The organism is Sphingobacterium sp. UME9, assembly GCF_014170215.1.
Taxonomy (GTDB): Bacteria; Bacteroidota; Bacteroidia; order Sphingobacteriales; family Sphingobacteriaceae; genus Sphingobacterium; species Sphingobacterium paramultivorum.
Map to the genome: position 1 here is coordinate 1 of NZ_LZZP01000004.1, position 25,141 is coordinate 25,141.

23 protein-coding genes are annotated in these 25,141 nt (G+C 39.3%); 11 read left to right on the forward strand and 12 right to left on the reverse strand.

The features are described 5' to 3' along the window. Positions 1–304: 304 nt before the first annotated feature. The 4 genes from A9970_RS08600 to A9970_RS08615 form a co-directional block, all read right to left on the reverse strand. Positions 305–2,455 (reverse strand): 7TM diverse intracellular signaling domain-containing protein, encoded by a 2,151-nt coding sequence (locus tag A9970_RS08600; protein ID WP_182982025.1) that lies wholly within the window; start codon positions 2,453–2,455, stop codon positions 305–307. Positions 2,456–2,464: 9 nt separating this feature from the next. Then, positions 2,465–3,229: a methyltransferase domain-containing protein gene (locus A9970_RS08605; RefSeq protein WP_182982026.1), complete on the reverse strand. Its 765-nt coding sequence runs from the start codon at positions 3,227–3,229 to the stop codon at positions 2,465–2,467. Continuing rightward, positions 3,229–4,038 carry a hypothetical protein gene (locus A9970_RS08610; protein ID WP_070562848.1) on the reverse strand — a complete coding sequence of 270 codons (810 nt, stop codon included), beginning with the start codon at positions 4,036–4,038 and terminating at the stop codon, positions 3,229–3,231. The genes A9970_RS08605 and A9970_RS08610 overlap by 1 nt, the downstream gene beginning before the upstream one ends. 239 nt (positions 4,039–4,277) lie before the next feature. Next, the gene (locus tag A9970_RS08615) at positions 4,278–5,612 is read right to left on the reverse strand and encodes an amidohydrolase family protein (RefSeq protein ID WP_182982027.1); all 1,335 of its coding nucleotides are present in this window, start codon (positions 5,610–5,612) and stop codon (positions 4,278–4,280) included. Between the two features lie 211 nt (positions 5,613–5,823). Here A9970_RS08615 and A9970_RS08620 point away from each other — a divergent pair, with 211 nt between their 5' ends. The 5 genes from A9970_RS08620 to A9970_RS08640 all read left to right on the forward strand — a co-directional run bounded on the left by A9970_RS08620 (position 5,824) and on the right by A9970_RS08640 (position 9,968). Then, a complete protein-coding gene (locus A9970_RS08620; RefSeq protein WP_182982028.1) occupies positions 5,824–6,687 on the forward strand; it encodes a LytTR family DNA-binding domain-containing protein in 864 nt (287 codons plus the stop codon). A 94-nt stretch (positions 6,688–6,781) separates the two neighbouring features. After that, the gene (locus tag A9970_RS08625; RefSeq protein WP_182982029.1) at positions 6,782–7,564 is read left to right on the forward strand and encodes a CPBP family intramembrane glutamic endopeptidase; all 783 of its coding nucleotides are present in this window, start codon (positions 6,782–6,784) and stop codon (positions 7,562–7,564) included. A 189-nt stretch (positions 7,565–7,753) separates the two neighbouring features. Next, positions 7,754–8,884 carry an SH3 domain-containing protein gene (locus tag A9970_RS08630; protein ID WP_182982030.1) on the forward strand — a complete coding sequence of 377 codons (1,131 nt, stop codon included), beginning with the start codon at positions 7,754–7,756 and terminating at the stop codon, positions 8,882–8,884. A 132-nt stretch (positions 8,885–9,016) separates the two neighbouring features. After that, positions 9,017–9,493, forward strand: coding sequence for a hypothetical protein (locus tag A9970_RS08635; protein ID WP_182982031.1), 477 nt, complete (start codon positions 9,017–9,019; stop codon positions 9,491–9,493). A 7-nt stretch (positions 9,494–9,500) separates the two neighbouring features. Beyond that, a complete protein-coding gene (locus A9970_RS08640) occupies positions 9,501–9,968 on the forward strand; it encodes a hypothetical protein (RefSeq protein ID WP_182330587.1) in 468 nt (155 codons plus the stop codon). A gap of 129 nt (positions 9,969–10,097) precedes the next feature. On the opposite strand, the gene A9970_RS08645 is transcribed toward A9970_RS08640, so the two are convergent. From A9970_RS08645 to A9970_RS08660, 4 genes are all read right to left on the reverse strand, one after another. Further along, entirely contained in the window at positions 10,098–10,847 is a 750-nt protein-coding gene (locus A9970_RS08645) for a LytTR family DNA-binding domain-containing protein (protein WP_182982032.1), read from the reverse strand. Positions 10,848–10,973: 126 nt separating this feature from the next. Continuing rightward, positions 10,974–12,041, reverse strand: a complete 1,068-nt coding sequence (locus tag A9970_RS28895) for a sensor histidine kinase (RefSeq protein ID WP_182982033.1) — start codon at positions 12,039–12,041, stop codon at positions 10,974–10,976. 6 nt (positions 12,042–12,047) lie between these two features. Then, a complete protein-coding gene (locus tag A9970_RS08655; protein ID WP_182982034.1) occupies positions 12,048–12,662 on the reverse strand; it encodes a M48 family metallopeptidase in 615 nt (204 codons plus the stop codon). 153 nt (positions 12,663–12,815) lie between these two features. Then, entirely contained in the window at positions 12,816–14,963 is a 2,148-nt protein-coding gene (locus A9970_RS08660) for a carboxypeptidase-like regulatory domain-containing protein (protein WP_182982035.1), read from the reverse strand. 272 nt (positions 14,964–15,235) lie between these two features. On the opposite strand from A9970_RS08660, the gene A9970_RS08665 reads away from it, so the two are divergent. The 5 genes from A9970_RS08665 (at position 15,236) to A9970_RS08685 (ending at position 20,519) form a co-directional block, all read left to right on the forward strand. Further along, positions 15,236–16,204: a D-2-hydroxyacid dehydrogenase family protein gene (locus A9970_RS08665; protein ID WP_182982036.1), complete on the forward strand. Its 969-nt coding sequence runs from the start codon at positions 15,236–15,238 to the stop codon at positions 16,202–16,204. Between the two features lie 23 nt (positions 16,205–16,227). Continuing rightward, the gene (locus A9970_RS08670) at positions 16,228–17,274 is read left to right on the forward strand and encodes an 8-amino-7-oxononanoate synthase (RefSeq protein WP_182982037.1); all 1,047 of its coding nucleotides are present in this window, start codon (positions 16,228–16,230) and stop codon (positions 17,272–17,274) included. 247 nt (positions 17,275–17,521) lie between these two features. Continuing rightward, positions 17,522–17,806 (forward strand): HU family DNA-binding protein, encoded by a 285-nt coding sequence (locus A9970_RS08675; protein ID WP_046673299.1) that lies wholly within the window; start codon positions 17,522–17,524, stop codon positions 17,804–17,806. 18 nt (positions 17,807–17,824) lie between these two features. Further along, positions 17,825–18,661: a tetratricopeptide repeat protein gene (locus tag A9970_RS08680; protein ID WP_070562796.1), complete on the forward strand. Its 837-nt coding sequence runs from the start codon at positions 17,825–17,827 to the stop codon at positions 18,659–18,661. A 304-nt stretch (positions 18,662–18,965) separates the two neighbouring features. Continuing rightward, entirely contained in the window at positions 18,966–20,519 is a 1,554-nt protein-coding gene (locus A9970_RS08685; protein ID WP_046673301.1) for an Rne/Rng family ribonuclease, read from the forward strand. Between the two features lie 69 nt (positions 20,520–20,588). On the opposite strand, the gene miaA is transcribed toward A9970_RS08685, so the two are convergent. The 3 genes from miaA to A9970_RS08700 form a co-directional block, all read right to left on the reverse strand. Next, positions 20,589–21,488, reverse strand: coding sequence for a tRNA (adenosine(37)-N6)-dimethylallyltransferase MiaA (gene miaA / locus A9970_RS08690; protein WP_182982038.1), 900 nt, complete (start codon positions 21,486–21,488; stop codon positions 20,589–20,591). Beyond that, positions 21,485–22,657, reverse strand: coding sequence for a Gfo/Idh/MocA family protein (locus A9970_RS08695; RefSeq protein WP_182982039.1), 1,173 nt, complete (start codon positions 22,655–22,657; stop codon positions 21,485–21,487). The genes miaA and A9970_RS08695 overlap by 4 nt, the downstream gene beginning before the upstream one ends. 64 nt (positions 22,658–22,721) lie before the next feature. Further along, positions 22,722–23,501, reverse strand: coding sequence for a hypothetical protein (locus A9970_RS08700; protein ID WP_182982040.1), 780 nt, complete (start codon positions 23,499–23,501; stop codon positions 22,722–22,724). A 267-nt stretch (positions 23,502–23,768) separates the two neighbouring features. On the opposite strand from A9970_RS08700, the gene def reads away from it, so the two are divergent. Continuing rightward, on the forward strand, positions 23,769–24,350 hold the full coding sequence (gene def / locus A9970_RS08705; protein ID WP_088163356.1) for a peptide deformylase: 582 nt from the start codon (positions 23,769–23,771) through the stop codon (positions 24,348–24,350). A gap of 167 nt (positions 24,351–24,517) precedes the next feature. Here the strand turns inward: def and A9970_RS08710 are convergent, their stop codons facing one another. Continuing rightward, positions 24,518–25,129 carry a trimeric intracellular cation channel family protein gene (locus A9970_RS08710; protein WP_153847975.1) on the reverse strand — a complete coding sequence of 204 codons (612 nt, stop codon included), beginning with the start codon at positions 25,127–25,129 and terminating at the stop codon, positions 24,518–24,520. Positions 25,130–25,141 lie beyond the last annotated feature (12 nt).

Genomic DNA, 25,141 nt, shown 5'->3' on the forward strand with positions numbered 1-25,141 from the left:
CAGGATACGGTATCACCAAAAAGAAATGGAACGCATAGCGAAACTTAAACCATAACAATTTTTTGCGTAAAGGCCGGGTATCTTTATGGTGGCTAAAAGACCCCGTTTTTAAATTGGCCAATGCAAATGCCTGAAAAGGCTATAAGTACACAAGCATGAGTTAATGCCAGCCTTACGGCTGACCAAACTCGAAGAGGAAAATCGCAAAACCCAATGCGCAAGGGGACTGTATTATAGTTAATTTATAGAGGAAAAGATATGAAAAAATAATAGTTAATTGAACTATTTTCAGTTTATAGCGGTATTAATTGTTTTGTTGAATTGGAATGAGGAGTGTAAAACTTGTGCCCTGTCCCACTTCTGAATCTACAATAATCTTACCATGATGTTTCGCAATGGTATTATAGGCAATGGACATTCCCAAACCAGTACCTTCGCCAACGTCTTTGGTTGTAAAAAATGGTTCAAATATCCGTTCATGGATTTCTTTTGGAATACCGATACCATTGTCTGCGATTTTGATAAACACAGCTGTATTATCCTCCTGAACTCCGGTCTCAATACATATTTTACCACCAACATCGTGATTAAACTTTTTATTTACGGCGTAAATAGCATTTGTCACGATATTCAAAAAGACTTGATTAAGTTTTCCTGCATGACATTCGACCTTTGGCATATCGCCATAGATCTTATCAACTTCAATCGTGTTATTTAATAAACTATTGAGGATAACCATTGTTGACTCCAGTCCCTCATTTAAATCGGCAAATTTTAATGTATCCTCGTCTACGCGCGAGAAGATCCGCAAACTCTTTACTATTTCGGCAGTCCGATGGGCCCCATCATGCATTCCCTTTAATAGAAAATCTACCTCTGTTTTCAGATAATCGATATCCTGGTCATCTTTGAATTTTTTGATCTGAGATTGCTTTTCAGTATCGGATATCCCTTCTTTAAAAGCGATACGCTCTACTTCCTCCAGCGTTTCCCAGATCATCTTAATATCACGTTTTAACGGAGCGACATTAGACGTAACAAAGTTGATTGGGTTGTTGATCTCATGAGCAACCCCAGCAGTCAATTGACCAAGGGAGGCCATCTTCTCGGCTTCGACAAGTTGAGATTGCGTTTCCTTTAAGTGAGTAAGAGTGGTTTGTAGAGACTCATTAGATTCTGTTAATTCACGTGTCCGCTCATCTACTTTTTGTTCCAATACAATATTTTGTTCACGTATTAACTTCTCGTTTTCTAACGAGATTGCTAATTCCCGGACTTGTGATGCTTCTTTTTCTTCTTTTAAAATATTGATACTATAGGCTAGACCGAAGGACAATAAGGCCATCTCCACAACAGATGCAATTTGTACAGCATTGCTCGTAAAATCGTTATATTTTAAGATGCCATAGTCTTTCAGTAAAAACACGACAGAACCTAATAATAAAATTGTCCAACCGTAAACAAAATATTTAGCCGGTTTATAACCATTTATCATCACACGATAGGATAAGTAAAGGACAAATAAAGAACCGGCACCTGTTGTTAGCTGCATAACCATGAACGCTGGTTGTGTCAGGTTGAGCAGTGTAAGAAGGCTGCCAATGACAAAAAGGATGATAAAAACAGTAATCACACGTCTTGACCGAGGAGCATTTTTCGGTAATTGAAGAAATGAATCTGCAAAAAGCAGGGCGCATAAGCCTGATAAACATCCAAAGATAATAGGACCCTTTGTTGCAAAATAAATCCAATTTGGCCATAAATATTGAAAACTGTAACCTTTAATACCCATTTGTGTTATTCCTGCACAAAGAACATAAAGGACATAATACAGATAGCCCCTTTCACGAACAGAAAAAAACAGGAATAAATTGTATATCGCCATAATGCCGACAATACCAATATAGATGCCGCTTAACAAACTGTCGTCATTCATCTCTTTTAAGAAACTGCGCTCGTTACTTAAATAGATCGGGAGAATAATCTGTTCCGTACTTTTTATGCGAAGAAAAAAGATGGTCTTCTCATTTCCAGGTAATTGGATGTCGAATGCGTAATTAGGGACCTTATATTTTCTAGCCGAAAAAGATTGATGCTCGCCCAACTTGATCGAGTTATAATGCCCGTTTGATGACGGTACAAAAAGTTCGACCTCATCCAAGAGAGGGTAGGCAATTTCGAGCAAGAGTTCAAGCTTTTCTTTGTCCTTGTTTGTCACGGGTAATCGAAACCAGATGTCAGCGGGTGATATGCCCAAATTGGGGACCTTGCTTTCTAACGATTGAAAGGAGGAAGCTGAAGTATCTGCAAAGTTAGGCTCTCCTTTCCCGGTATAACGCTCCAGGCCATATCCGATCAATACACGCTGTGTCGGTTTATCGATAATAACTTCTCCAAAACAAGTTGAACTGCACGTAAAAATAAATAAGAAGATCAAGTTAAGCCAGCATTTCATCACTATATGCTATTTTTTTGCTTCGGCAATAACTAAATTCATAGAAACAAGGAAACAACCCGCTTCATCAGCTTGATCCAATGTGTTTTGAAATTCCTCCATTTCAGCTGTACTTAACTTCTCTTTTTCGACCATTTCCAAAAGAATTTTATCTAAGAAAAGATAGCGGTTGGCCTCTTCTTTCGAACGGGCTACCATACAGAATGTTTGCAATTGTACTTGTTTAAAGCCTTGAGACAATAAGTCCGAAGTTAATTTATTCCCAGCCCAGCCATTGTTGACTTTTTCTTCGGTCAAATAATGACATATCTTAGCCTCAATGTCAACATGCTTACTATAAAACGTCAGGCTATTCCAAATCGTCTCAACGATCACTAAGGGTTGACCTTCACGCAAAACACGGTGAACCTCAGCAAACATTTTTGGTGCTTCCAGCAGATGTTGTACAACGCGTTCCATTCTAATGCCAGAAATGGAATTATCTGTAAAGCTAAGTTGATAAACTTCACCCTGAACAAAGTCGACGTTCTTTACCTCTGCACTGCTTGTTTTGGCATGCTCGATTAAGGCCTTATCATGATCCAATCCAACGACAAGTACATTATGGCCCAGCATATTAGCCAAATTGATGGCATCCATTCCAGTTCCACAGCCAAGATCGACGACAACCCCCTCTTTAATCGTATTAAAAGGAGTATATGAATGCATTTTTAATTGTTTAAGAAAATCACCGGTATCCATTAAATAGCCGGCACCATAATGTTTAGTGTCCATTATAAGATATTTAAATTACGATCATCTGGTTTATGATCTAATGATGTATGTTTCAGATTTTTAATAATTTCATTTAAATCCCATTGATTGAGATTCGGAATATCGATTTGATAATGAATTTCAATCTCCTTATTCCGTAAAGTTTCAATGCGGACAATATTGGAATTATTACGAAGCGACAAAATTGCATCTTTGTTTTCTTGGTCGGCTTCGGTCAAGGTGTCTAGATTGCGCATAATCATTACGGTAGCTAGTAGATCCAGCTTCGGATAATAGAATGTGCCATTATTTCCAACACTTGTATCAATGCGGTAGCCAACACTTTCTGCTAATTTCACCGTGTAAGGAGCACATAAAGCAAAGAGTGATTTAATGCCAACCTGTGTACTGATGGCGGCACCAGCTCTCGTCAAAAATATGCTGCCAATGCCATATCCAGCAATCTCCCTGGAGTTCCAAAGGCCACAACCTTCACCTGTCCCCTGTTGCGCATAATCATAAACAAGGTCTAAGATTTTAGCATCCATCGCTCCCGTGGCCTGTTCAATGGGAAGTGGTTCGCTCCCTCCAGATACGTGTATACGTACTCCACCATAGACTTTATCGCCATCAAGGGATTCTACGATCAATACGAATGATGCGGGATTGTACATCCAGTCATTTTTGGAAGAAGTTACTTTCTTTACGCCTATAGCAGTTAACACGTGCGCGTGTCCTTCTATGAAACGTTCACAGGTTTGGGGATCGTCGATAGCCCGAAATGCTCTTAGTCTTACTACAGGACGCCCGTCGTTGAATAATAATGCCACCGAATGCTTTGATTTATCGTTTAAACGCAAAACTAATCAATTAAATGCAAAGGTGTTTACTCTTCAAATAAATTATACCGTAATGCAACCGCCTGCACCTAGTGATGGTAAAAATTGTTTGATTCCTTTTTCACCTTTAAGGGCCCAAATAGCCCCTTTTAACTGATGTCATCGAAAATACATTTTATCATCTTAATATGCTGTATTTTCGATATACAATAAATTTGACCTTGGAAATATTAACGTTTCTGGAGGCTATTTTTATGAATCTGACCGTCTTTCATGATCAACAGAAAGTTTTTTTCTGGATCTGCCAATAGTTTTAAATTCTTAAGAGGATCTCCGTCTACAAGGATTAGATCTGCCAAAGCTCCTTCTTCTACTATTCCCAGCTTGCCAGGATAAGGACTTCTTAATCCCGAAAGCTGCAGAAGCTCGCCATTGTCTTGGGTAATCATTTTAATGATTTCGGCATTTGTAAACCACTTTTGAAGTCGCAAAATAAAAGTATTCTGCAATTTATTCAGGTCCGGTTCAAAAAGGAAATCTGTACCCCAAGCTAGTTTTACTCCATATTTCTTAGCCATAGGCCATACTTTTTCCTGACCTTCAATGACAGGCTTACGCTTGATTCTTCGTTGCGGATCCATATCGGGTGTATCTTCCACAAGATTCTGTAAACTAAGCCAGATATTTTTTTTTGCAATTAGCTGTAAAGTTTCTTCATCGAGCAATTGTCCATGCTCTATACATTTTACGCCAGCTTCGATTGCTCTTCGAATTGCTCTTGGCGTATAGGCATGTACAGTGACATAAGTTCCCCAATCTTCGGCTGCTTCTACTGCTGCTTTCATTTCGTCTAGTGTATATTGGGTGACATCCACAGGATCATATGCTGAGGAAGTTCCTCCACCCGCCATGAGTTTAATTTGACTTGCCCCGAATCTTAGATTCTCTCTTACTGCAGTCAGGACCTCATCACGACCGTCGGCGATGAAGGTTGCTCCATATCGCTCCGCACGAGAGACAACGCCGAAAAAACGGCGCGATTTTTCCTCCAGTGTCCGAAAATCTCCGTGGCCTGCAGTTTGGCTTACAACGGCACCAGAAGGCCAGATTCTAGGCCCTAAAATCTTTCCCTTGTCGATCGCTGCTTTTAATGGGAATATAGGACCACCAACATCTCGTACGCTTGTAAAACCCCGCATTAACATCTGTTGAGCCGAGAGCCCCACCGTCTTGATCAAGAATTCCTCGGATAGGTCATTTGTCATCATTTGAGGCATTGTCAAAGCGCCAAATACCAAATGGACATGCACATCAATCAATCCAGGTATCAGTGTTTTGCCTTTAGCGTCAATTCTGACGATATTCTTTCCTTGTGCGTCAATAGGGGATGTACTGATTGTCTGAATTGTATTTCCGTTTATTAAAACATGTTTTGGTGGAGTTAAGGTTTGAGTTGTATAGTCGAGCAGTTTAACATTTTCTATTAAAACTTGCTTTTCCTGTGCTTGGATAACATGTACAAAAGCCGAACAAAGAAATAAAGTAAGTAGTTGACCTAAACGCATAGCTTGGAGAATTACGTTAAAATATAATATGACAAATCAATTTTAATTCAAGCTAACTAATGTGCTTGAAAAAATATCTTCTAAGTTAAATCATAAATTCAATATATTTCAATTTTTTCATTATAAATTTTGGCTCTGCCAGCCTTTTTTGAAGAAGTCTTTGTATAATGTACGCTGTTAATCACAAGAAAAATGTTAAATTTATCCAATCATGATATATAAAAAATCTATTATAAATTATTTAAATATCGTAATTCCCAAGATTGTCTCCATAAGAGAGCTGCTCACCTATGCCCTCTTACTCGGCTTATCAGCTTATGTATTCCTAGTGGTTTTTCAGCCATTTGGAACGTATAATTTTGAGAATGCCTATAAATTTAGCTTGTTATCCGGATACGGGGCCATTTTATCCATTGCATATGCCTTAATTTCTATCGTCTTGCGTAAAAAAAAGGGAACAGTTGCGATAGAACTATTTCGTATTTTTCTTGTGTTCCTATTATCAAGTTTTTTAAATTTCGTCTATCATGGTTGGTTCATTAATCAGGCGCCGTTGCAGTGGAATAACCTGCCCTATATTGTATGTTATACGTTTTCACTTTACAGCCCTATTGCAGCGATTTATTTTTTGCTTCGAGTTGATAAGCGTCATTCGAATCATGAAAAGAATAACTCGTCGATGGAAAGTCTTTCGATAAAGCCAGCTATGATATTGAGCCAAGCGAATGACTGCCATTTGGCTCTGGTCGATATTCCCAATGGTAATCAACCGTTAAAGTTGCTGCCAAGCGATTTTATTTTTGCAAAATCGATGGATAATTATTGCATGATCTATTTTAGGAAGGATGGCATGGTAAAGAAGCAGATGGTACGAATTACGTTGAGCCGCTTATCTGAACTGTTGAATACAATGTCTATTCACCGATGTCATCGGTCCTTTCTTGTCAATTTTGAAAAAATCCTTGTAAGGGAAGGGAATGCCCAAGGTTTTTTGTTACGTTTTGCAGATACTGAAGATTGTGCTGTTATTTCGAGGTCTGCTATAGAATCAGTTAGACCCTATTTGTCGGACTGACCACTCACGTTATGGTCAATCGTCCCTAAATCTTGCCATACGCCACATAACTTTGTATACTCGTCTTGGGTAGCATAATTTTGTTCAAAAAAAGATGAACACAAAAAGTTTAAACCTGCTGGTATTATTTCTCTTCTTCGGAATATATTTTATCCTCGATTATTTGTTTTTTGCGACCCTTCAATCCATGATAATCAAGGATGTCCAAAGTAGATTTTTGGGGCATGTACTGACGTATTCAATTAGCCTTGTACCGTTGCTTTTTGGGGCAATGCTGCTTAAACCGAAAGGGCAGAATGAATTCTTGGAAAAATTTGGGTTGAAAGGCAATTTTTTACAGGGGCTTTCTTTTGGAATAATAGCTACCTTACCGATGTTCTTGGGTTATGCCTTTGTTTTTACCTTAAATCGGAAAATAGATCCAAACGGGCTATTAATAAATAGTGTGTCATCAGGATTCTTTGAAGAAATGATCTTTCGTGCCTATTTTTTTGGTTTAGTTTTTCGCTATACCCGACTAGGTTTTATTCCATCCATTTTAGCTACATCACTCCTGTTTGCTTTACTACATCTTTATCAGAGTCAGGATTTGGGAGAATTGGTCCTGATTTTCGGTATGACTTTCTTCGGCTCTATCCTATTTTCGTGGTTGTATGCTGAGTGGAAGTTTAACCTTTGGATACCAGTAACACTTCATGTTTTGATGAATTCGGCTTGGATGATTTTTGATGTTTCGGACAATGCTGCGGGAAATGGATGGAGCAATTTTTTCCGCTTCTTGACCATCATTGTAGCAATCATAATGACCATTGTCCATTCAAGGAAGTCAAATGGCGGTCTACAAATTGAAAGGAAAAATTTGTGGCTAAAAGATTAGAAATCAGGCGTTTTTTAATGAGCCTTCATAGCTGTAGATATGTTCTTCAAATGATCTCGTCCATATTTGGAATGAGCGTTAGATTTTAGGTTGCCAAAACTATGAACCTTTTGATATTAGTATTGGCTCTCGAAGAACCCCTGAAAACCAGTATTTTTTTTTGGCATAGGAATCGCTACCTTGACCTTTATGAATAGACAGCTATTTTCACCCCTATCTTTATTTCTAGGAACGACGTTATCCATTGGAATCTTGAGCTGTGGACACAATACAAAAGTCAATGGTGCGGATTTAAAAGATTCTGTTGAGCTTAAAACAGTCGCCGCGAAAGATACGATGGCTGCTGCTAAATTTCCTCCTTTGCCAATTGACTTTGACAAGACGAAGGTTTTAAAAAATACCTATGTTGTTGATCGGGCTGGAGTCGAACTTAGACAAGGCGCGGATAAGGCTGCCCCGCTATTAGGAAAATATCCCTATGGTACCAAGCTCGATGTGATCGGTGAAGAAGGAGAATGGATTGCCGTCATGGACCGTATCCAGCGCGATTATAAAGGGAACAATGGCGAAACAGGTGATGTAACGCGATGGGAAAAGGTCTATGTAGCGAAGTCCAAGCTGGGGAAACAAGATAAAATTACAATCTCTCCCAAAGATTTAAATTCAATCGTTTCACTGACGATAAATGGTAAAGAAATGTATTACGAAAAGGGGCATTCTTTAGATAAGTATCTCCAGTTAGAGTTGATTGATGAGCAAACGTTCTTAGCCGCTCGGAATACGGCTCAAAACTACTTGATCAAGGATACCCTGTCTTATCCGAAAAACGGGAAGATCTTGGAATTGCCGTTGACAAATGGGAAAAAGCTAACATTTAAGGATAAGGATATCGATAATGAATTAGAAGCCAGCTATTCTTATAAAGGGCATTACGATTTTTTAAATGCTTTTGCTGTTGATGGGAATTATTGGGAAAGTGCTGATGTACGGCTTTTTGATAAACAGGATGGTCATCTTATTGTGGAATGTGGGGATTATCCATTCTTCTCTGCCGATAAAAATTACCTGATGACCTTACACGCCGACCCCTATGAATCGACGGGCGACCTGCAACTCTTCCACGTGAAACAAGGAAAGGTGACACCGATGCTTTTTATTAGTTTTAAAGAGTGGATGCCAACCTGGAAAGAAGAGTTAATGTTCTGGGGCAAGGACGGTTGTATCTATACTGCTGCCAACCATGTAGACGGTTACTGGGGTGAAGAAGGAGCGCTGAACGAAAGATCACAGTTTATCAGAATCAAGATATTACCCCATTAAACAGGCGCAAACCATACTTTTATTGGTTTACTGCAGGTGTATATATTTATTGTTTTTCTGTTTTAAGTAAAACTATTCTGGCATGCACCTGTTGTATTCCATAAAATAGATTATAGTTTGTAATTTAGCTGGATGAAACTAAGAATATTATCGTTATTTACTATCCTTCTTCTCTTTTCCACGTTGTCTATGGCACAAGATAAGCCATGGAAACAGCATAATAGATGGATTTGGGGTCCTTCAGTAGGGTATCAGTATCAAAGTGGTAATTTTCTGAAAGTTTCGGGCTGGGGATTATTTGCACCTAATGATTTTCAATATATGAAAATTGATGCAGGAGCCAATTTCAGCTGGATGGAAGGTAAAACGACTGTTATTCCAGAGCTGGGATTTACCTACTACCTAAATGATTTTGTTGTTTTTCCTTTTGTAAAAGCAGAGTTAACACCTTATACCATAACGCCAAAAGTTGGTGCCAGTCTATTCTCTATTGTGGATCTGGGAATAGGTTATGGATTTGATTACAATACTAAGAAAAATTTTAAGCCGATTGACGGAATTACCGTTTCAGTAGGGGTAAATATTCCGCTCAATTTTCATATTTATTAATTGAAAAATGCGCAGTAAGACGATTTATAAACTCCTGGGGTCACTTGTTGTGTTGTTAGCTATAGTTAGCAACCTAAAAGCGCAAGACCACTTAATCGGTCCGACGTTGAGCTACCAGTTTCAAAAAGGGAGTATAATAAAAACTGGTGCTTATTTCGCTTTTCCTTTTATAGGAGATCATATTCTCCGAGCAGATGCCACAGCCAACTTTACTTGGACACAAAGGAAGTTTGCCGTGATACCTGAGGCTGCAGTAACGTATTATCCTCAAACATATGTCTTAACTCCCTTTGTTCGTGCAGAGTTTACTCCGTATACCTTTACGCCCAAAGTTGGAGTGAGTTTGGCCACATTGGTGGATATCGACTTTGGTTATGGATTTTCCATCAATGAAAAAAAAGATTACAATCCGATAAAGGGGTTCGCGGTGTCTCTTCGATTTAGTATTCCGCTAAATTATCGAATCAATATGTAGCTTAGATTCATGAATCCCTCTTCGCTTGGTTTACCTTCCAAAAAGCTAAACTTGACAGGGCCATTTTTTATGATAGTCTATTTCGCTTGCAAAGTAATTGTGCTAAAGCACTTTTAAGGAACGACTAGACTAATTGTCAAGCCAGTTTTTGAAAGCCGTGACTTTCTCCCGTGAAACAATGAGCTCATCCGATTCATAATGCTTAAGGTATATTTTCAACCGGGCATTAGAATGTACAGCAATATTTTTGATAGCATCAAATTGAACTATAGTGCTTCGGTTGATCCTAAAAAAATCCTTAGGGGATAGTTGTGGCATCAGGGCGTCCAATGTTTGGTCCAAAAGATAGTTTCCCTTTTCACTGGTATAAAGGTAAGTGCCTTTGTTTTCACTGTAAATACATTCTATTTGCTGGGTGGTCACTACTTTTAGGTTTTGGCCTATTTTGATGGTAAAGCGTTCCTTGTATGTTTGGACAGTGTTTCTAAATAAAGCTTCAAAAGATGCCAGATCGAACTGTGGTTTTGGGTGCCTAAATTGGCGGAATTTTTCAATAGCATTTTTCAGCTCTTCATCTTCAATTGGCTTCAGGAGGTAATCGATGCTATTTTGTTTAAATGCCCGCAACATATATTCATCGTATGCGGTGGTAAAAATAATGGCCGAACTGGGCTTCACCTGCTCAAGGATGTCAAATGAAATCCCATCGGCGAGCTGAATATCCAAGAACAGTAGGTCAGGTTCGGTATTTGACATAAACCATTCGATAGATTCTTCCACAGTCTGAAGTACAGCAGATACTGTATAACCAAGCTCCTCAAGTTTTCTTCGGAGCAATCTCGCCGATGGGAGTTCGTCTTCTATAATTACTATTTTCATTGCTTTTTTGCATGCTTATCGATCATCAGACCGTTGTATTGTTTAATTTATTGAGCATCGTTGTGCCCTAGCTGTTGTTTTTTGCTGCTATTAGGCCTAGCATGTTTATTTAAGAACAGGTTACTTTTAAGAGACTATTTCATTGATAATGGGCAGTCCGACAGAAAATAAAATATCAGTTTCCTGAAGATGCACAGATAGATTGGACAGTATAGCATAACGTTCCTGAATATTTTTCAAACCGATTCCCGAATGATCATGGAGCACTTTCTTCTTTTGAAGAGTGTTTTCAACATAGAGGTAATTATTTTTTCTATAAATCTTCAATAAAAGAGGTTTCCTGATCGAAATGATATTGTGTTTGATTGCATTTTCGATCAGTAATTGAAGGGAAAGAGGTAATATAAAACCAGTATGTTGTTCCGCATTGATCTGTAAATCGATCTGTATACCGGCTTCGAAGCGTAGACTCAAAAGGTTTAAATAGGCCTTTGAAAAAGTGAGCTCATCCTGTAACGAAACGAGGCTTTTGTCTTTTTGTTCCAATACATAGCGATATATCTTAGAAAGATCCGTGGTAAACATACTGGCTTTTTTGGGGCTTTCTTCAATTAGTCCATTCAATACATTCAGGCTGTTGAACAAAAAATGTGGATCGAGTTGATTTTTGAGCGACTCAAATTGTGCTGTTATTTGCTGTTTTTCCTGATGAGATTCTTTGATTTGATAGTCTTTGAACCTTTTATAGAAATAGAAACCAAAAAAAATCATCGAAATACACCAGGATATCATCGCAGTTTGAAAATAATATGCAACACGTTGTTGGTGAATAAATTGGTGGAAACGCTGCAGGAAATTTTGGGAAACACCGGAGTTAAACAGTCCGGAGAAAAAAGCATTGACAATAAAAACGACCAGTATGGTCAAGAAGAAACTGACACTGTAAAAAACAATCATCTTTTTTCCAAAATCTTTACTGCTTGGGTATTTGTTCCCGACCCATTTCGATAGATAGCTATGACCTAGAAAGAGAAAAAATCCGTATAGTAAACCTCTGACCATATTAGGATGAAAGATGATGGATATCCAAGGGACATCATTGTGGTCAAGTTTGGCCACAACCACAAAATAGATGGTTACGACCAAGCTTGCGAGTAGTGCTTGTATAATAGCTTTAAATGGTGCTTTCTTCACAAAGTGTTATTTGCATTCTTTTATCAACTGTTCTGCCCGATCTTTGCCCCATGAAGGTGCAAATGGCGTAGTAATTTTCTCTTCACCGAATAAAGATAGCGCTTTCTTGACATCCTCACATTCTTTGCTGGTATCCTGGTTGAAATATTTTTTTGTGTTTATTTGGAATTCCGCTAGTCCCAATACCGCACGTGGATTGTTTGGAGCAAGGGTGATGGCTTTTTTATATAGCCCTATAATCTTAGGTGAAAGCTCTTTGGCTTTTGTCATCGGATCTGTAATCATCAAGGCCGTTTGGTTCATCGCTCTCAGCACAAGCCATTCTGAATTATTGTCCTGGGCGCTATTGTTTAGTATTTCTTCTCCAGACTGTATATATTTTGCCTGTGTCTCTTTATTTTTCTCCCTGAAGGATGCTGTTGTCAGTACCATGGCCTGATAATAGGCAGGAATCCAATTGTCCTTTTCTGCCTGTGAAATACGTTCTAAAAGAGCGGACGCTTTCTGCGTCTCACCCGATTGCCATAGGCTCATGGCTTGTCCCATACTTTTTTCAAAATTGCTTTGTGCAAATGTGCTGCCACTTATAAGGCAGATGAGGGCGATAATAAATGATTTCATGATCTTTCGTTTTTAGTAGTAAATATTTTTCTAAGTTATTGTTGTTGTGTTTGATGTATCTGATATTGAATGTTATTGAAGTTGGTAATCCTTCTCTGCAAACAGAAATAATTTTGGATGGACCGACGTATTTCGATGATGAGTTGATGTTTATTATAGATTGTCCAATTGATTGTCTTTTTCATTTTTACTGATTGTCCAAAAATAGCCTAGAAATACAAAGCGTTTGGCAGTAGGGACAATCGGTCTACGGTCATAGATTCCTTGTGAATTTGGTCGGTCTGCATATTGATAGCCATAGATTGGGCTAGCGCCAAGAACATTACTGACGGAGAAATGGATAATTTTTTGCTGGCTGTAAAGAAACGACCAACTCATAGACAGACTATTGTAGCCTTTTGTATGGCCATTCATGAATACTGTTTGGTTGGGATCATTGTAATTTCTGCCGGATACAAACGAATTTGTCAAACTGAGCTGTGAACGTAGGCTTGATAGCCAGTATTTTCCAACGATATAGAAACTGTGTTTGTAAACATAAGGGGGAGTGACTGTCGTCGGATAATTCGCTTCATTTCTCTTACTGTCCGTATAGGAATATGAAATCCAGTATTGGAGGTTTTTGATGCTGCTGCTGTTTTTATAAAATAAGTCAAAGCCTTTGACCTTACCGCTTCCGTTATTGTCATATTGGCTGTCATATTTTGGAGTTATACTGTTGTATTTTGCCAAATTGTTATATTCTTTGTGATAGGCTTCTAAGCGAAGTAAGTGCCCTCCACGCGCATAGAAATAATTTGCGATATAATGATTTGCCTCCATCCAGTCAAGTTGCGGAGCATACTTTAACAGCGGTGTTGGCGCCTGCTGATGGAAGTTCCCATAAGCAAGTGAGAGCTGCGTATATTTATTTAATGCATAGCCCAGCGAAGCCCTCGGCTCTAACGTGCTCTTCGCCTGCAAATTGGAGGAAGTTTCTCGTAGGCCAATCTTCCCGATTAAGTTCGGGAGGATGCCAAAGGTAGTTTCCGTAAATACAGCGGTCATCTTGCTATGATAACCATAGCTATAGCCAAGGGTTTGTCGGTGATATTCTTCTTGATAATTCGTGTCGAAATATTCTATTCCTCCAATACTTTTAATCTTATTGTTCCAGATCTTGCTTAGCGTTGCTTTTAAGTGAAGACTCTTTTCTTCATTAGGGAGGTAAACGTCATCGTAATGCAGATTATCGGTCAGGTAGCCTAGGCCAACACCAGACTGGAATGTCCATCGGTTTCCTAAATTCTGACTGTAGCTGATGTTGGCGTAGGCATTGTTGGATTTCTTTTTCAATGGGACGGGGAGCTCGTAATTGATGTCCGCTTGGTAAAGTCCCATATTTTCGAAATTGTAAGCCCCATAAATATTTAGAAAACCTTCTTTAAACTGATGGCGATAGATCATTTCTCCAGAAGCGTTTTCATAGGGTTTCGTCCATTTTATATCTGGGGTAATAATTTTGGAATAGGGTTTTAAGTTTGTATAACTGCTGTTGAAGGTGAGGGAATTTTTGCCCCATTGTAAGGTATGTCCTAACCCTAATCCAACGGAAGATAGCGAAAGCTCTGTTTTGGACTGTTCTATGGTATTTTCAGTGTTTAGGGCTAGAATGCTGGACAGTGCATTACCAAATTCTGCAGAATAGCCGCCAGTAGAGAAATTCACGCCTTTAAAGAGCATGGGCGAAAACCTACCCCTTACAGGGACTTCGTTTGGTGTTGCGGTGTAGGGTTGGGCTACTCTGATTCCATTGATGTAGGTCTGTGTTTCGGAAGCATCTCCACCGTGGACCATAAGACGTCCATTCTCTCCCCCAACCTGTGCTCCGGGCAATGTTGCCAGTGCGCTGATGATGTTTCCCATGCTGCCTGCCGTAGTGACAATATCCAATGGACTCATTACCGTGTTTTTTCCGGAGCTATTGGCTTGTAGAACCCCTGCCTGAATCGTGACTTCCTGTAAGCGATTCTCACTTTCTTGCATTTGAATAATCAGCAATTCTTTTTGAGGTAGCTGGATAGGCCTGTTATATGTTGGGAGGCCCACAACAGACGCTTTAATGATTTTAGTGCCTTGTTCACTGGTCTCAAATACGAAATTTCCAAGCGAATCGGTGGTGCCACCATCATAGGTGCCTTCAATATAAACATTGGCTAAATATATAGGTTTGCCGTTTTTGCCCAGCACTTTCCCTTTCAAGATGGACTGCGCCGATACGATGGTAATACTTAAAAATAGTAAGGTTAATAACAGCTTCATTTTTCTTTAATTTTATTCAAATATCAGCGGCTGTAAGTGTTCCTGCGAAAAAGAGTGGATGGAATGTCAAAATATCATGACGAATTGCAGGATTCCAACTTTATGCTGTAAATTGATATCGAAAAACAAAATTTCCTCCATAAATAAGTTCCGCAATGGAAACAGGAGAACGTGAAAAATTACTTTTATATGCGACGTACTTATAGCGGATATAAAAGTAATTTTACTTTCGTTTGATATTGAAAATAAGGGTTTAAAATTAAGTCAGAAAAATGCGAATAACCATTTTAGATGACTATCAAGACGCTGTCCGAAAGTTGGACTGTTTCAAAATTCTTGATGGTCACGATGTCCAAATATTGAAACAGTCCTATTCAGATCCGGCTTTACTGGCCGAAAAATTGAGCGATGCGGAAGCGTTAGTGCTCATCAGAGAACGGACGAGAATTACAGAAGACCTGTTGTCTCAGCTTCCCAAGCTAAAGTTAATTAGCCAGACGGGCAAAATTTCAAACCATTTGGATTTGGCTGTTTGTAGCCGTTTCCATGTGGCTGTTGCTGAAAGTATGGGCTCTCCTGTTGCTCCGGCTGAATTGACTTGGCTTTTGATCATGAATGCCCTCCGTGGTTTACCTAAGGCTCTTTCAGATATGGACAAAGGCCTATGGCAAACGAACATAGGAGATTGTGTCGCCGGGAAAACAATAGGGATATGGAGCTATGGAAAAATAGGGAAGCGAATAGCGCAATATGCAAAGGCTTTTGGTGCCCAAGTAATTGTTTGGGGAAGCGAAAATTCCCGAGAGGAAGCTGTAAGAGACGGCTTTTTAGCTGCTGCCAGTAAATCCGATTTTTTTCATTTTTCAGATGTTGTTACTCTACATCTTAGGTTAGTGCCCGAGACGCGAGGTGTCGTAAAGCTCGAAGATCTCCGGTCTATGAAGCCGACAGCGCTTTTTGTCAACACCTCTCGTGCTGAGTTGGTTGAAGAGGGGGCACTATTGACCGCGCTCGAGACAGGTGTTCCAGGGATGGCTGCGGTAGATGTCTATGAGTCCGAACCAATCTTTGACCCGAACTATCCATTATCGCAGCTGCCAAATGTACTTTGTACGCCACATATTGGCTATGTGGAGAAAAATGGTTACGAACAATTATTTAGACTTGCTTTTGAGAATATTGTAGCCTTTTCCGGGGGCGATCCACAGCATATCGCTAACCCCGAAGTTTTGACTCGCTAATTAAATGAATCGGCTATACATAGATGAATAATTTTACGCATTTAGAACAACCAACAGGTCGCGTTATTGTGGTCGGCGGTAAGGAATATCTTTTTTTTGGTGGAACTTCCTATCTAGGGCTGGCAACAGATAAAGCATATACTTCTATTTTCATAGAAGGTATACAGCGGTATGGTATCAACAACGGCACTTCACGAAATAATAATGTGCAACAGGCCATATTTGATCAAGCCGAAGAATATGCAGCAAAGCGTTTTGGTTTTGAAGCAAGCCTGTTGCTCTCAAGTGGATATCTGGCAACGCAATTTCTTGTAAGAATCTTGGCGACCGAAGGAGAAGTATTGTACGCTCCCGCTTGTCACCCTTCTTTATGGCTGGATAAGAAGCCCGTCGCAACTGGGCATTTTGTTGAGTGGGCCAATGCAACGATCGAGTATATCAATCATTCAGCCCAAACATCATTTATCATCGTTAGCAACAGCTTGGACAATATGCGGCCAGAATTGTACGATTTCACTGTTTTCAATCGTATTGATCCGGACAAAAAGATTATACTGCTCTTGGACGATTCTCACGGAATAGGAGTTTTGCGCAAGAATAGCATTTCATTGGATAAAAGTAGTGTTCAACAAACTAATATTGAACTGATCGTCGTCGCATCCTTGGCAAAAGGCCTGGCAACGGATGCTGGATTGATTTTGGCCGATGGGGAACGGATCAAGTATCTCAAGCGATCAAACTTTTATACAGGGGCTTCTCCAAGTTCACCAGCGAGCTTATATGCATTTGTTCATGGAGAGCAGATCTATCTACAGCAATTCGAAAAGCTGCGGTATAATATTGATTCCTTCAAAACACATATGGGATCTGGATTAAACGCTGTTGCTAATTTCCCGGTCTTTTCTTCAAAGGATACGGGCCTTTATGCGAGGCTGATGAATGCTGGAATACTGGTTTCAAGTTTTCCTTATCCCCTCGCTACAGACCCCCTATTAAATCGAATTGTGGTAAACGCACACCATACCAAGGCAGATTTGGATCAGCTAAGTCATGCAATTGGCATATATTGATTTTTATATGACAACTAATAAGTCAACATCTTGTAAATTAGATAATTGTTTTTATTTTTGAGGTCTATTTAATGGTTGGTTGGGCGCAATGTCTCGTTAATTGATTGTAAATGTTTGGCTTTTGGAAGCTTATTTATCAAAAAAGTATTTAAATAATTTCCATTACTCATTTTAAAACAATACTTTTGCATCCCCAAACATTAGTTGGCTTAAGGGTTGAAAAATAAATAATTACAGTAAAATAGATATGACTAAAGCAGAAATTATTGCAGAAATCTCTACCAAAACTGGCTTAGAGAAGGTAGATGTTCAAGAAACCGTAGAGGCGTTCTTTAAAGTTGTCAAAAACGCAATGATCGGAGGAGAAAATGTATATGTAAGAGGTTTTGGTAGCTTCGTAGTCAAAAAAAGAGCTGAGAAGACTGCAAGAAACATTTCAAAAAATACAGCAATCATTATCCCTGAACACTTTGTTCCTAGTTTCAAGCCAGCTAAAATTTTCGTAGAGAAAGTAAAGAATGGCAATAAATAATCTTTAAAATAGATTAAAATGGCAAAAACCAAACAGATAATAGTAATAGGATCAGTAGTAGCCTTGGTTGCTGTGCTTTTAGCGCAGCCTATTAAAGGTTTGGTGAACAAAGAAAAACAAACTGCTGCAGCATCTGAGTCGAAGCCTTCCAATGAAGTAAATTTGGAAAATATATCTTCGATGACAAAACAAGGTTTAGATGCTAGTTTAGTCAAAGAAATTTCCGATATTGAGGGCCAAGTTGCAAAAGCTTCTGGAGAGGATAAGATAAAGCTGTTGCAACAGTTGGCAAATAAGTGGGATGATGTCGCAAAACCAGCCCCTCAGGCTTTCATCTATGAGGAAATGGCAAAGGTTTCACCGAAGTTTGAATATTGGTTGAAAGCAGGTAATGCTTATCGTGCCGCTTATACAAATTTGCAGGATTCTACTTTAGCCCAAGCGTTGAATCAAAATGCTATTCATGCATATGAGGCTGCGTTAAAAGCGAATACAAGTAGTTTGGATGCAAAAACAGGATTGGGTGCCGCAATGGTATCAGGAACGAATAACCCTATGGCAGGTATTGCCTTATTGCGCGAAGTCGTTGCTGCCGATCCTAAAAACTTAGAAGCAAACAAAACTTTGGGGTTGTTTTCATTACAATCCCGTCAGTTTGACAAAGCCATCGAGCGTTTTAAGACCGTTATCGATCAAAAACCCGATGCTGAGTCATACTTTTACTTAGCCACAGGCTATGAAAATATTGGGATGAAAAAGGAAGCCGTTACAGCTTTTCAAAAAAGTAAGGAACTGGCAGCCGATCCTTCCCTATCACAATTCATCGACCGAAAGATCGCGGAATTGAGCAAGTAATTAATTTATTATTTTATAATCATTAAAAAATTTAGCTATGCCAAGCGGAAAAAAAAGAAAAAGACACAAGATGGCTACTCACAAACGTAAAAAACGTTTAAGAAAAAATAGACACAAGAAAAAATAGTCTTGTGATAAGCTTTTAAACATCTTGGCCCATTTTGCTGAGATAGCTTTACGAAACGATCTACATGTCTGTGAAGGGGATGTAGATTGTTTTTTTCGTTACAACGTTCTTTAAATGTTTAATCGGATACCCAAGATTGCGATAGGATATTGCATAGGTATCAAAAATGAGTAGCTTTTGGTAAAGGAATTAATTATCGATTCAACTCCTGATAAAGGGGTAACTATTGCTTTACTACAAGATAAGCAGCTTGTTGAACTTAACCGCGAGCCCGCAAATAATAACTTCGCCGTTGGAGATATCTATCTCGGACGTATTAAGCGAATTATGCCTGGGCTTAATGCAGCTTTCGTAGATGTAGGCTACGAAAAGGATGCTTTTCTACATTATTTAGATCTGGGTCCTCAAGTTCAATCTTTGCTAAAGCTTACGCGTATAGTGAAGAATGGCAGTTATCAAGAGAAACTGCTCAATAGTTTAAAACTTGAAAAGGATATCGATAAAGCTGGTAAGATCTCTGATGTCTTAAGCAAAAATATGCTCGTGCCAGTACAAATCGCCAAAGAACCCATTTCAACAAAAGGACCGCGTCTGAGCTCAGACCTTTCAATAGCGGGTCGTTTTGTCGTTTTGGTACCTTTCTCAAGTACTGTTTCCATTTCCAAGCGTATCAAAGGTAGTAATGAACGCAATCGCCTAAAAAAGATTGTCGAAGGAATTAAGCCAGCTAATTTTGGTGTTATCATTCGTACAGTTTCCGAGGGTAAGGGTGTTGAAGAACTACAACGTGACTTATTGGACCTGATCTCAAAATGGGAGCTATTTACCAAACGTCTTCGTAATGCTGAACCGCCTCAAAAGGTTCTTGGCGAAATGGATCGTGCATCCACTATTCTACGAGATATTTTGACAGACGAGTTTTCGCATATTTATGTTAATGATCCTTCGATCTTCGAAGAAACAAAATCATATATACACGATATATCTCCAGACTTGGAGAAAATTGTCAAACTTTATAAACATAAAGAGCCAATTTTTGATCATTTCGGAGTTGAAAAGCAAATCAAGGCAGCTTTTGGCAAAACTGTAACATTGCCGGGCGGTGCGTACCTCGTTATAGAGCATACCGAAGCCTTGCATGTCATTGATGTCAACAGTGGTAACCGTTCTGCTAATAAGGAGAATCAGGAAGACAATGCATTGCTGGTCAATATGGAAGCAGCAAAAGAAATTGCGCGTCAGCTGCGTTTGCGTGATATGGGCGGAATTGTAGTCATCGATTTTATCGATATGCATAAACCCAATCATCGAAAAGAGTTGTATACGTTCTTAAAAGAATGTATGGTAGCGGATAGAGCGAGACATACAATTTTGCCTCCAAGTAAATTTGGATTGGTTCAAATTACACGTCAGCGCGTTAGACCTGAAATGAATATCGTCACAAACGAAAAATGTCCGGCTTGTGATGGTACAGGTGAAATCCGATCAAGTATTGTCCTCATGGATGATATTGAAAATAATTTGAGCTTTATCCTTCAAGAACAGAACGAAAAGAAGGTGACCTTATGTGTTCACCCTTATATAGACGCCTACATTAAGTCTGGTTTGATTTCTAAGAGAATGAAATGGTTCATGAAGTACGGAAAATGGATTAAAGTAAATCCAATGACGTCATATTATCTAACTGAATTCCATTTCTTCAATGCGAAGGATGAGGAAATCAAGTTATAATAGAAAGAGATTAACGAAAAGGGTTAGTAGTGATACTAACCCTTTTTTGTTTTTATATTATTGTGTTGTTTAAACCCAATGGATAATTATGCCGTCTTTTTCCATTTTGCGGAAGTAAGTCATTTGTCTTTTGGCATAGCGATGTATTTCTGTCTCCAGTTTTGTGGTAAAAGCAGGATAATCGAGCTGCCCAAGGAGATGGAGTGATGCATATTTATACTCCAAACCATAGTATTGAAGCTGCTCGTGTGTAATACCTTCTGTCAAGAGCCCGCGCACTTCTTCTAAGAAGCCTTCATTCAATCGTTGTTTTAATCTTTGGCTAATGTGTTCGCGTCTGATTTCCAACGGGGGATTTAATCCGATAACAATGCTATCTACCGCTTGTTGCTGGGTGATGTGATCGGGATGATTCTCTAAAAACGCTAATATTTCTATTGCTCGGATTATACGTTTTTTGGTCGAAAGATCGATTTGAAAGTTCACAGGTAGTGGATATTCCTGAAGACGTTCTAACAGCTCTGTCTCTGGGGACACAAGTAATGACTCCTTGAGGCCTTCGATTGATGGGATCAGCGCATAGGGATTTTGTTGGATTACACTTTGAATATATAATCCTGTACCACCACATAGGATGGTATGTTTTCCCTTTTCTAGAATGGATTGTTGGGCTTGATGGAAGTCAGCAATAAAGTTTCCGAGATGATAGCGTTCTCCCGGTTCATGAATGTCGATAAGATGATAGGGAATATCTTGGTATTCCGATAGGTCTTTTCCCGTACCGATGTCCATCCTTCGATAGATTTGGCGGGAATCAGCACTGATGATTTCAGCATCAATGTGTTGGGCCAGTTGGACGGCCAGTTTCGTTTTTCCAGAAGCTGTAGGCCCTAAGATAACAACAACTTTCTCTTTTGGAACGGTTTGCTGTTCCAAAAGAGAAAGTGTATATTTTAATCTGTCTATCACAGAACAAATTTAGTCCATTTTTCTGTTCCTTCGTTATTTTTTACGACAGTATCGATAAAAGCCATGCCTCTTACGCCATCGTAAACTGTTGGGAAATCTTGTTGTTCAGCTGTAGGAGTTTTTCCTTCACGTTTGGCTGTAACTGTTGCCGCAAAATTACGATAGATATTCGCAAATGATTCTAATAGCCCTTCAGGGTGACCGGCTGGTACACGGGTATTATGTGTTGCAAAAGAACTCAACGTATAAGGCGCTGCGTAAGCATTGCCCGTGCGATAAAGCTGACGAGGCTGATCAAGCATTTTGATAATTAAATTGTTCGGATCCTCATTAGCCCATTCCAATCCACCTTTTTCACCATAGATACGGATACGAACAGCATTTTCTTCTCCGGCTGAAATTTGCGAAGCCATCAATACGCCTTTAGCACCATTTTCGAAACGTAAAAGCACCGAACCATCGTCATCCAATAGACGGCCTTCAACAAATGTTGTTAGGTCTGCACATAGCTCTTGGATTTTTAAGCCCGATACATATTCCGCTAAATGCGCAGCATGGGTACCGATATCACCCATAACCAACGATTTACCCGAGCGTTTCGGATCTGCACGCCAAGCGGCTCCAGCATTACCCTCGCGTTCCGATAAACGACTTAACCAACCTTGTGGATACTCAACAACAATCTTTCTGATCTTACCGAAGTGACCTTCTTTGACCATTGCTTTGGCTTGTTTAACCATTGGGTAGCCTGAATACGTATGGGTAAGGCACAGCGTACGACCAGTACGTTCTACCGTTTCTTGTAATTCTTTTGCTTCTTCAACAGATACTGTCATTGGTTTTTCAACGACAACATCAAAACCTTTTTCTAGCGCTAATTTAGCGGGAGCAAAATGTAAAAAATTGGGTGTTACGATCGTTACAAAATCCATGCGTTCGCCTTCGGGAAGCAAAAATTCTTTTTCGATCATCTCTTCATAGTTTAGATAGACACGCTCAGGAGCTACAAATAAGTCTTCTCCAGATTGTTTTGAAATCTGTGGATCAATACTAAATGCACCACAAACCAGTTCAATCTTGCCATCCATAAAAGCGGCAATACGGTGTACAGCTCCAATAAAGGCATCGTTTCCGCCTCCGACCATACCCATGCGAAGTTTTCTCTTCATAACGTTATTATTTTTGATTATTTATTTTTCAAACTTTTACAGTGTACAATATACACAATTTAGCTTATTTTATGTATAAAATCATCTTGATGCTACCCATATTTTCTTTGGGAAAGCCATTGGGGAACTGCTCCCTAAGCCCCTTTAATTCATCTGTATTTCGATAGGTATACCGCTTTGTTCCTGTGATCCAAAAGCTAATCGGTGCCGTAATTTCTTTCGCAACGAACCCAATTTTTTCGAGCGAAGAGTGTTGGCTCCAATCACGGTCGGTGAAAGTCATAATGTCTCCTGGCGAGAAATCGCTACAAAAGGCTTTAATTAATTTGCTTAGGCCTCCTATAACATTAATACCTGTTTTATTACAAAAACGTATTAGTTCAAATGAGCGATAGTCTTCATTTTTATCCAACATTCGACGCCCTCCAGAGAATATCGCGACTGCAACAAGCTCTCCCTGTTCATAAAGGCCATAACGATACTTGCCGGGAAGAGCGGCTTGTAAATGATGTTCCACGAGGAACTGTAAACTCGTTCTTTTGTCGATCCGGGCAACTACAGTATTGCGTGCGTAAATGCGTTTGTCATTTTTTGTTCTAGAAACAATGCGTCTGACGATCAAATCAAACTTTGTTATTAATTGGTCTTCATCGATATGAATGCAAGGGTCGGAAGTATCACTTCTAACGGATTTGTTGTGAGGATATAGTAAAATGTTAATTGCTAATTCCGGAGAGGATATTTGTATAAAACCATCATCCTGGCAAAACCCTAATGGGGCTTCAAGAGCTTGCTCGAGCCTAAGCTTGAACTGTGTTGACAAATTTATAAACGAAGGATCCATAAAACAAAAGTAACTTTTATGGAAGTTTTGACGAAATATTCACTTTTAATAATTATCCGTACCTTTGTACCGAAGAATATAATGGTGATACAAGGTATCCTTGTTAAAAAAGTACAATGACTCAGGGTGAGCAATCAGCCTGACATAATCTGAAATTAAATCGTGCTAAAATTACAACAGGTGCCAAGTGACCTTTAAAAGCAAACAGCGTGTAACGGACTCAGGTATAGCAATGAGTATCGGCACTTATAAATAATTATAATACATATGAAACTTCCGATAGTGGCGTATGGCGATCCTGTATTAAGAAAGGTCGCTGAAGAAATAGATGAAGACTATCCAGATTTAAAGAAATTGATTGATGATATGTTCGATACCATGTATGCAGCTCATGGTGTTGGGTTGGCAGCTCCACAGGTAGGTTTGCCTATACGTATGTTCGTTATCGATGCAACTCCTTTCGCAGAAGATGATGAAGAAAACAAAGAAGTGCTCCAATCGTTCAAAAAAGTTTTCATCAATCCTATCATGGTTGAAGAGTCTGGTGAAAAATGGGCTTTCGGTGAAGGATGTCTGAGTATCCCAGATATTAATGAGGACGTATTGCGTCACAGAAATATTCGCATCAATTATTTAGATGAGAACTTTGAAGAACATGAAGTAGACTTAACAGGTTTGGCTGCACGTGTGGTACAACACGAATATGATCATATTGAAGGTAAACTATTTACCGACAAATTGAGTGCCTTGAAGAAAACGATGCTGAAGGGGCGATTAGATGCTATCGCGAAAGGAAATATTCGCGTTGGTTATAAAATGAAATTCCCACAGCAAAAGAAAAAGCGTTAGTTCATACTAACGCTTTTTCTTTGTTGCTTCCTCCGCGTAAAATTGATTGGAGATCAAAAATATCCGCGTTCGACCCACTGATCCATCCTTTTAATCCATTTTTGAGACCGAATTGGTCATCCAGTAAGGCGTGCTATAGAAACTTCACACGCGAAGAAGGACTTTCCTCAATCCAACCGGGGTAAATATAGACGATATTTAACGGCTGTCATTCGTATTAAAAATACAACTGCTGCCCCAATGAAGGCCGCCCAGGAAAGATCAAGATCAAGATGTACCAGCAAGATGTAAGTGAGGCCACCACCTAAACAGGCGGTAGCGTATACTTCTTTTTTAAAGATTAATGGAGTTTCGTTGAGTAAGACGTCGCGCGTCATCCCCCCACATACCGCGGTGAACATTCCAAAGATAATGGCAGCATAGGTATTGCTTTCGTAGTTGAGTGATTTTTGTACCCCCAGGATAGTGAAAAAACTAATTCCGATGGCATCAAAAAGTGTCAAGGTACGATAATAACCATACAATTGTTTATTGAAGACAATGGCAATTAAAATTCCGAGGAAAATGGCGATGAGATAATTGCTATCATTGACCCATACTGGGCGCAGATTTAAAAATATATCCCGCATGGATCCACCGCCAATGGCTGTCACAAAGCCTAAAAAGGCTGCCCCAAAAATATCAATATCTTTACGTTTTGCCGACAGGGTGCCTGATATTGCAAAAAATAAGGTGCCAAGCAAATCGCTCAGATAAAAATAGTTGGCATCAGTAATCATGGTAATCCTTTT

Bases quoted from the DNA above. Each gene is read 5' to 3' on its own strand.
- def (WP_088163356.1), top strand. From the start codon at position 23,769: ATGAAACTTCCGATAGTGGCGTATGGCGATCCTGTATTAAGAAAGGTC.
- A9970_RS08670 (WP_182982037.1), top strand. From the start codon at position 16,228: ATGAATAATTTTACGCATTTAGAACAACCAACAGGTCGCGTTATTGTG.
- A9970_RS08675 (WP_046673299.1), top strand. From the start codon at position 17,522: ATGACTAAAGCAGAAATTATTGCAGAAATCTCTACCAAAACTGGCTTA.
- A9970_RS08710 (WP_153847975.1), bottom strand. From the start codon at position 25,129: ATGATTACTGATGCCAACTATTTTTATCTGAGCGATTTGCTTGGCACC.
- A9970_RS08640 (WP_182330587.1), top strand. From the start codon at position 9,501: ATGCGCAGTAAGACGATTTATAAACTCCTGGGGTCACTTGTTGTGTTG.
- A9970_RS08615 (WP_182982027.1), bottom strand. From the start codon at position 5,612: ATGCGTTTAGGTCAACTACTTACTTTATTTCTTTGTTCGGCTTTTGTA.
- A9970_RS08695 (WP_182982039.1), bottom strand. From the start codon at position 22,657: ATGAAGAGAAAACTTCGCATGGGTATGGTCGGAGGCGGAAACGATGCC.
- A9970_RS08620 (WP_182982028.1), top strand. From the start codon at position 5,824: ATGATATATAAAAAATCTATTATAAATTATTTAAATATCGTAATTCCC.
- A9970_RS08665 (WP_182982036.1), top strand. From the start codon at position 15,236: ATGCGAATAACCATTTTAGATGACTATCAAGACGCTGTCCGAAAGTTG.
- A9970_RS08625 (WP_182982029.1), top strand. From the start codon at position 6,782: ATGAACACAAAAAGTTTAAACCTGCTGGTATTATTTCTCTTCTTCGGA.
- A9970_RS08635 (WP_182982031.1), top strand. From the start codon at position 9,017: ATGAAACTAAGAATATTATCGTTATTTACTATCCTTCTTCTCTTTTCC.
- A9970_RS08680 (WP_070562796.1), top strand. From the start codon at position 17,825: ATGGCAAAAACCAAACAGATAATAGTAATAGGATCAGTAGTAGCCTTG.
- A9970_RS08660 (WP_182982035.1), bottom strand. From the start codon at position 14,963: ATGAAGCTGTTATTAACCTTACTATTTTTAAGTATTACCATCGTATCG.
- A9970_RS08655 (WP_182982034.1), bottom strand. From the start codon at position 12,662: ATGAAATCATTTATTATCGCCCTCATCTGCCTTATAAGTGGCAGCACA.
- A9970_RS08600 (WP_182982025.1), bottom strand. From the start codon at position 2,455: ATGAAATGCTGGCTTAACTTGATCTTCTTATTTATTTTTACGTGCAGT.
- A9970_RS08700 (WP_182982040.1), bottom strand. From the start codon at position 23,501: ATGGATCCTTCGTTTATAAATTTGTCAACACAGTTCAAGCTTAGGCTC.
- A9970_RS08645 (WP_182982032.1), bottom strand. From the start codon at position 10,847: ATGAAAATAGTAATTATAGAAGACGAACTCCCATCGGCGAGATTGCTC.
- A9970_RS08605 (WP_182982026.1), bottom strand. From the start codon at position 3,229: ATGGACACTAAACATTATGGTGCCGGCTATTTAATGGATACCGGTGAT.
- A9970_RS08630 (WP_182982030.1), top strand. From the start codon at position 7,754: ATGAATAGACAGCTATTTTCACCCCTATCTTTATTTCTAGGAACGACG.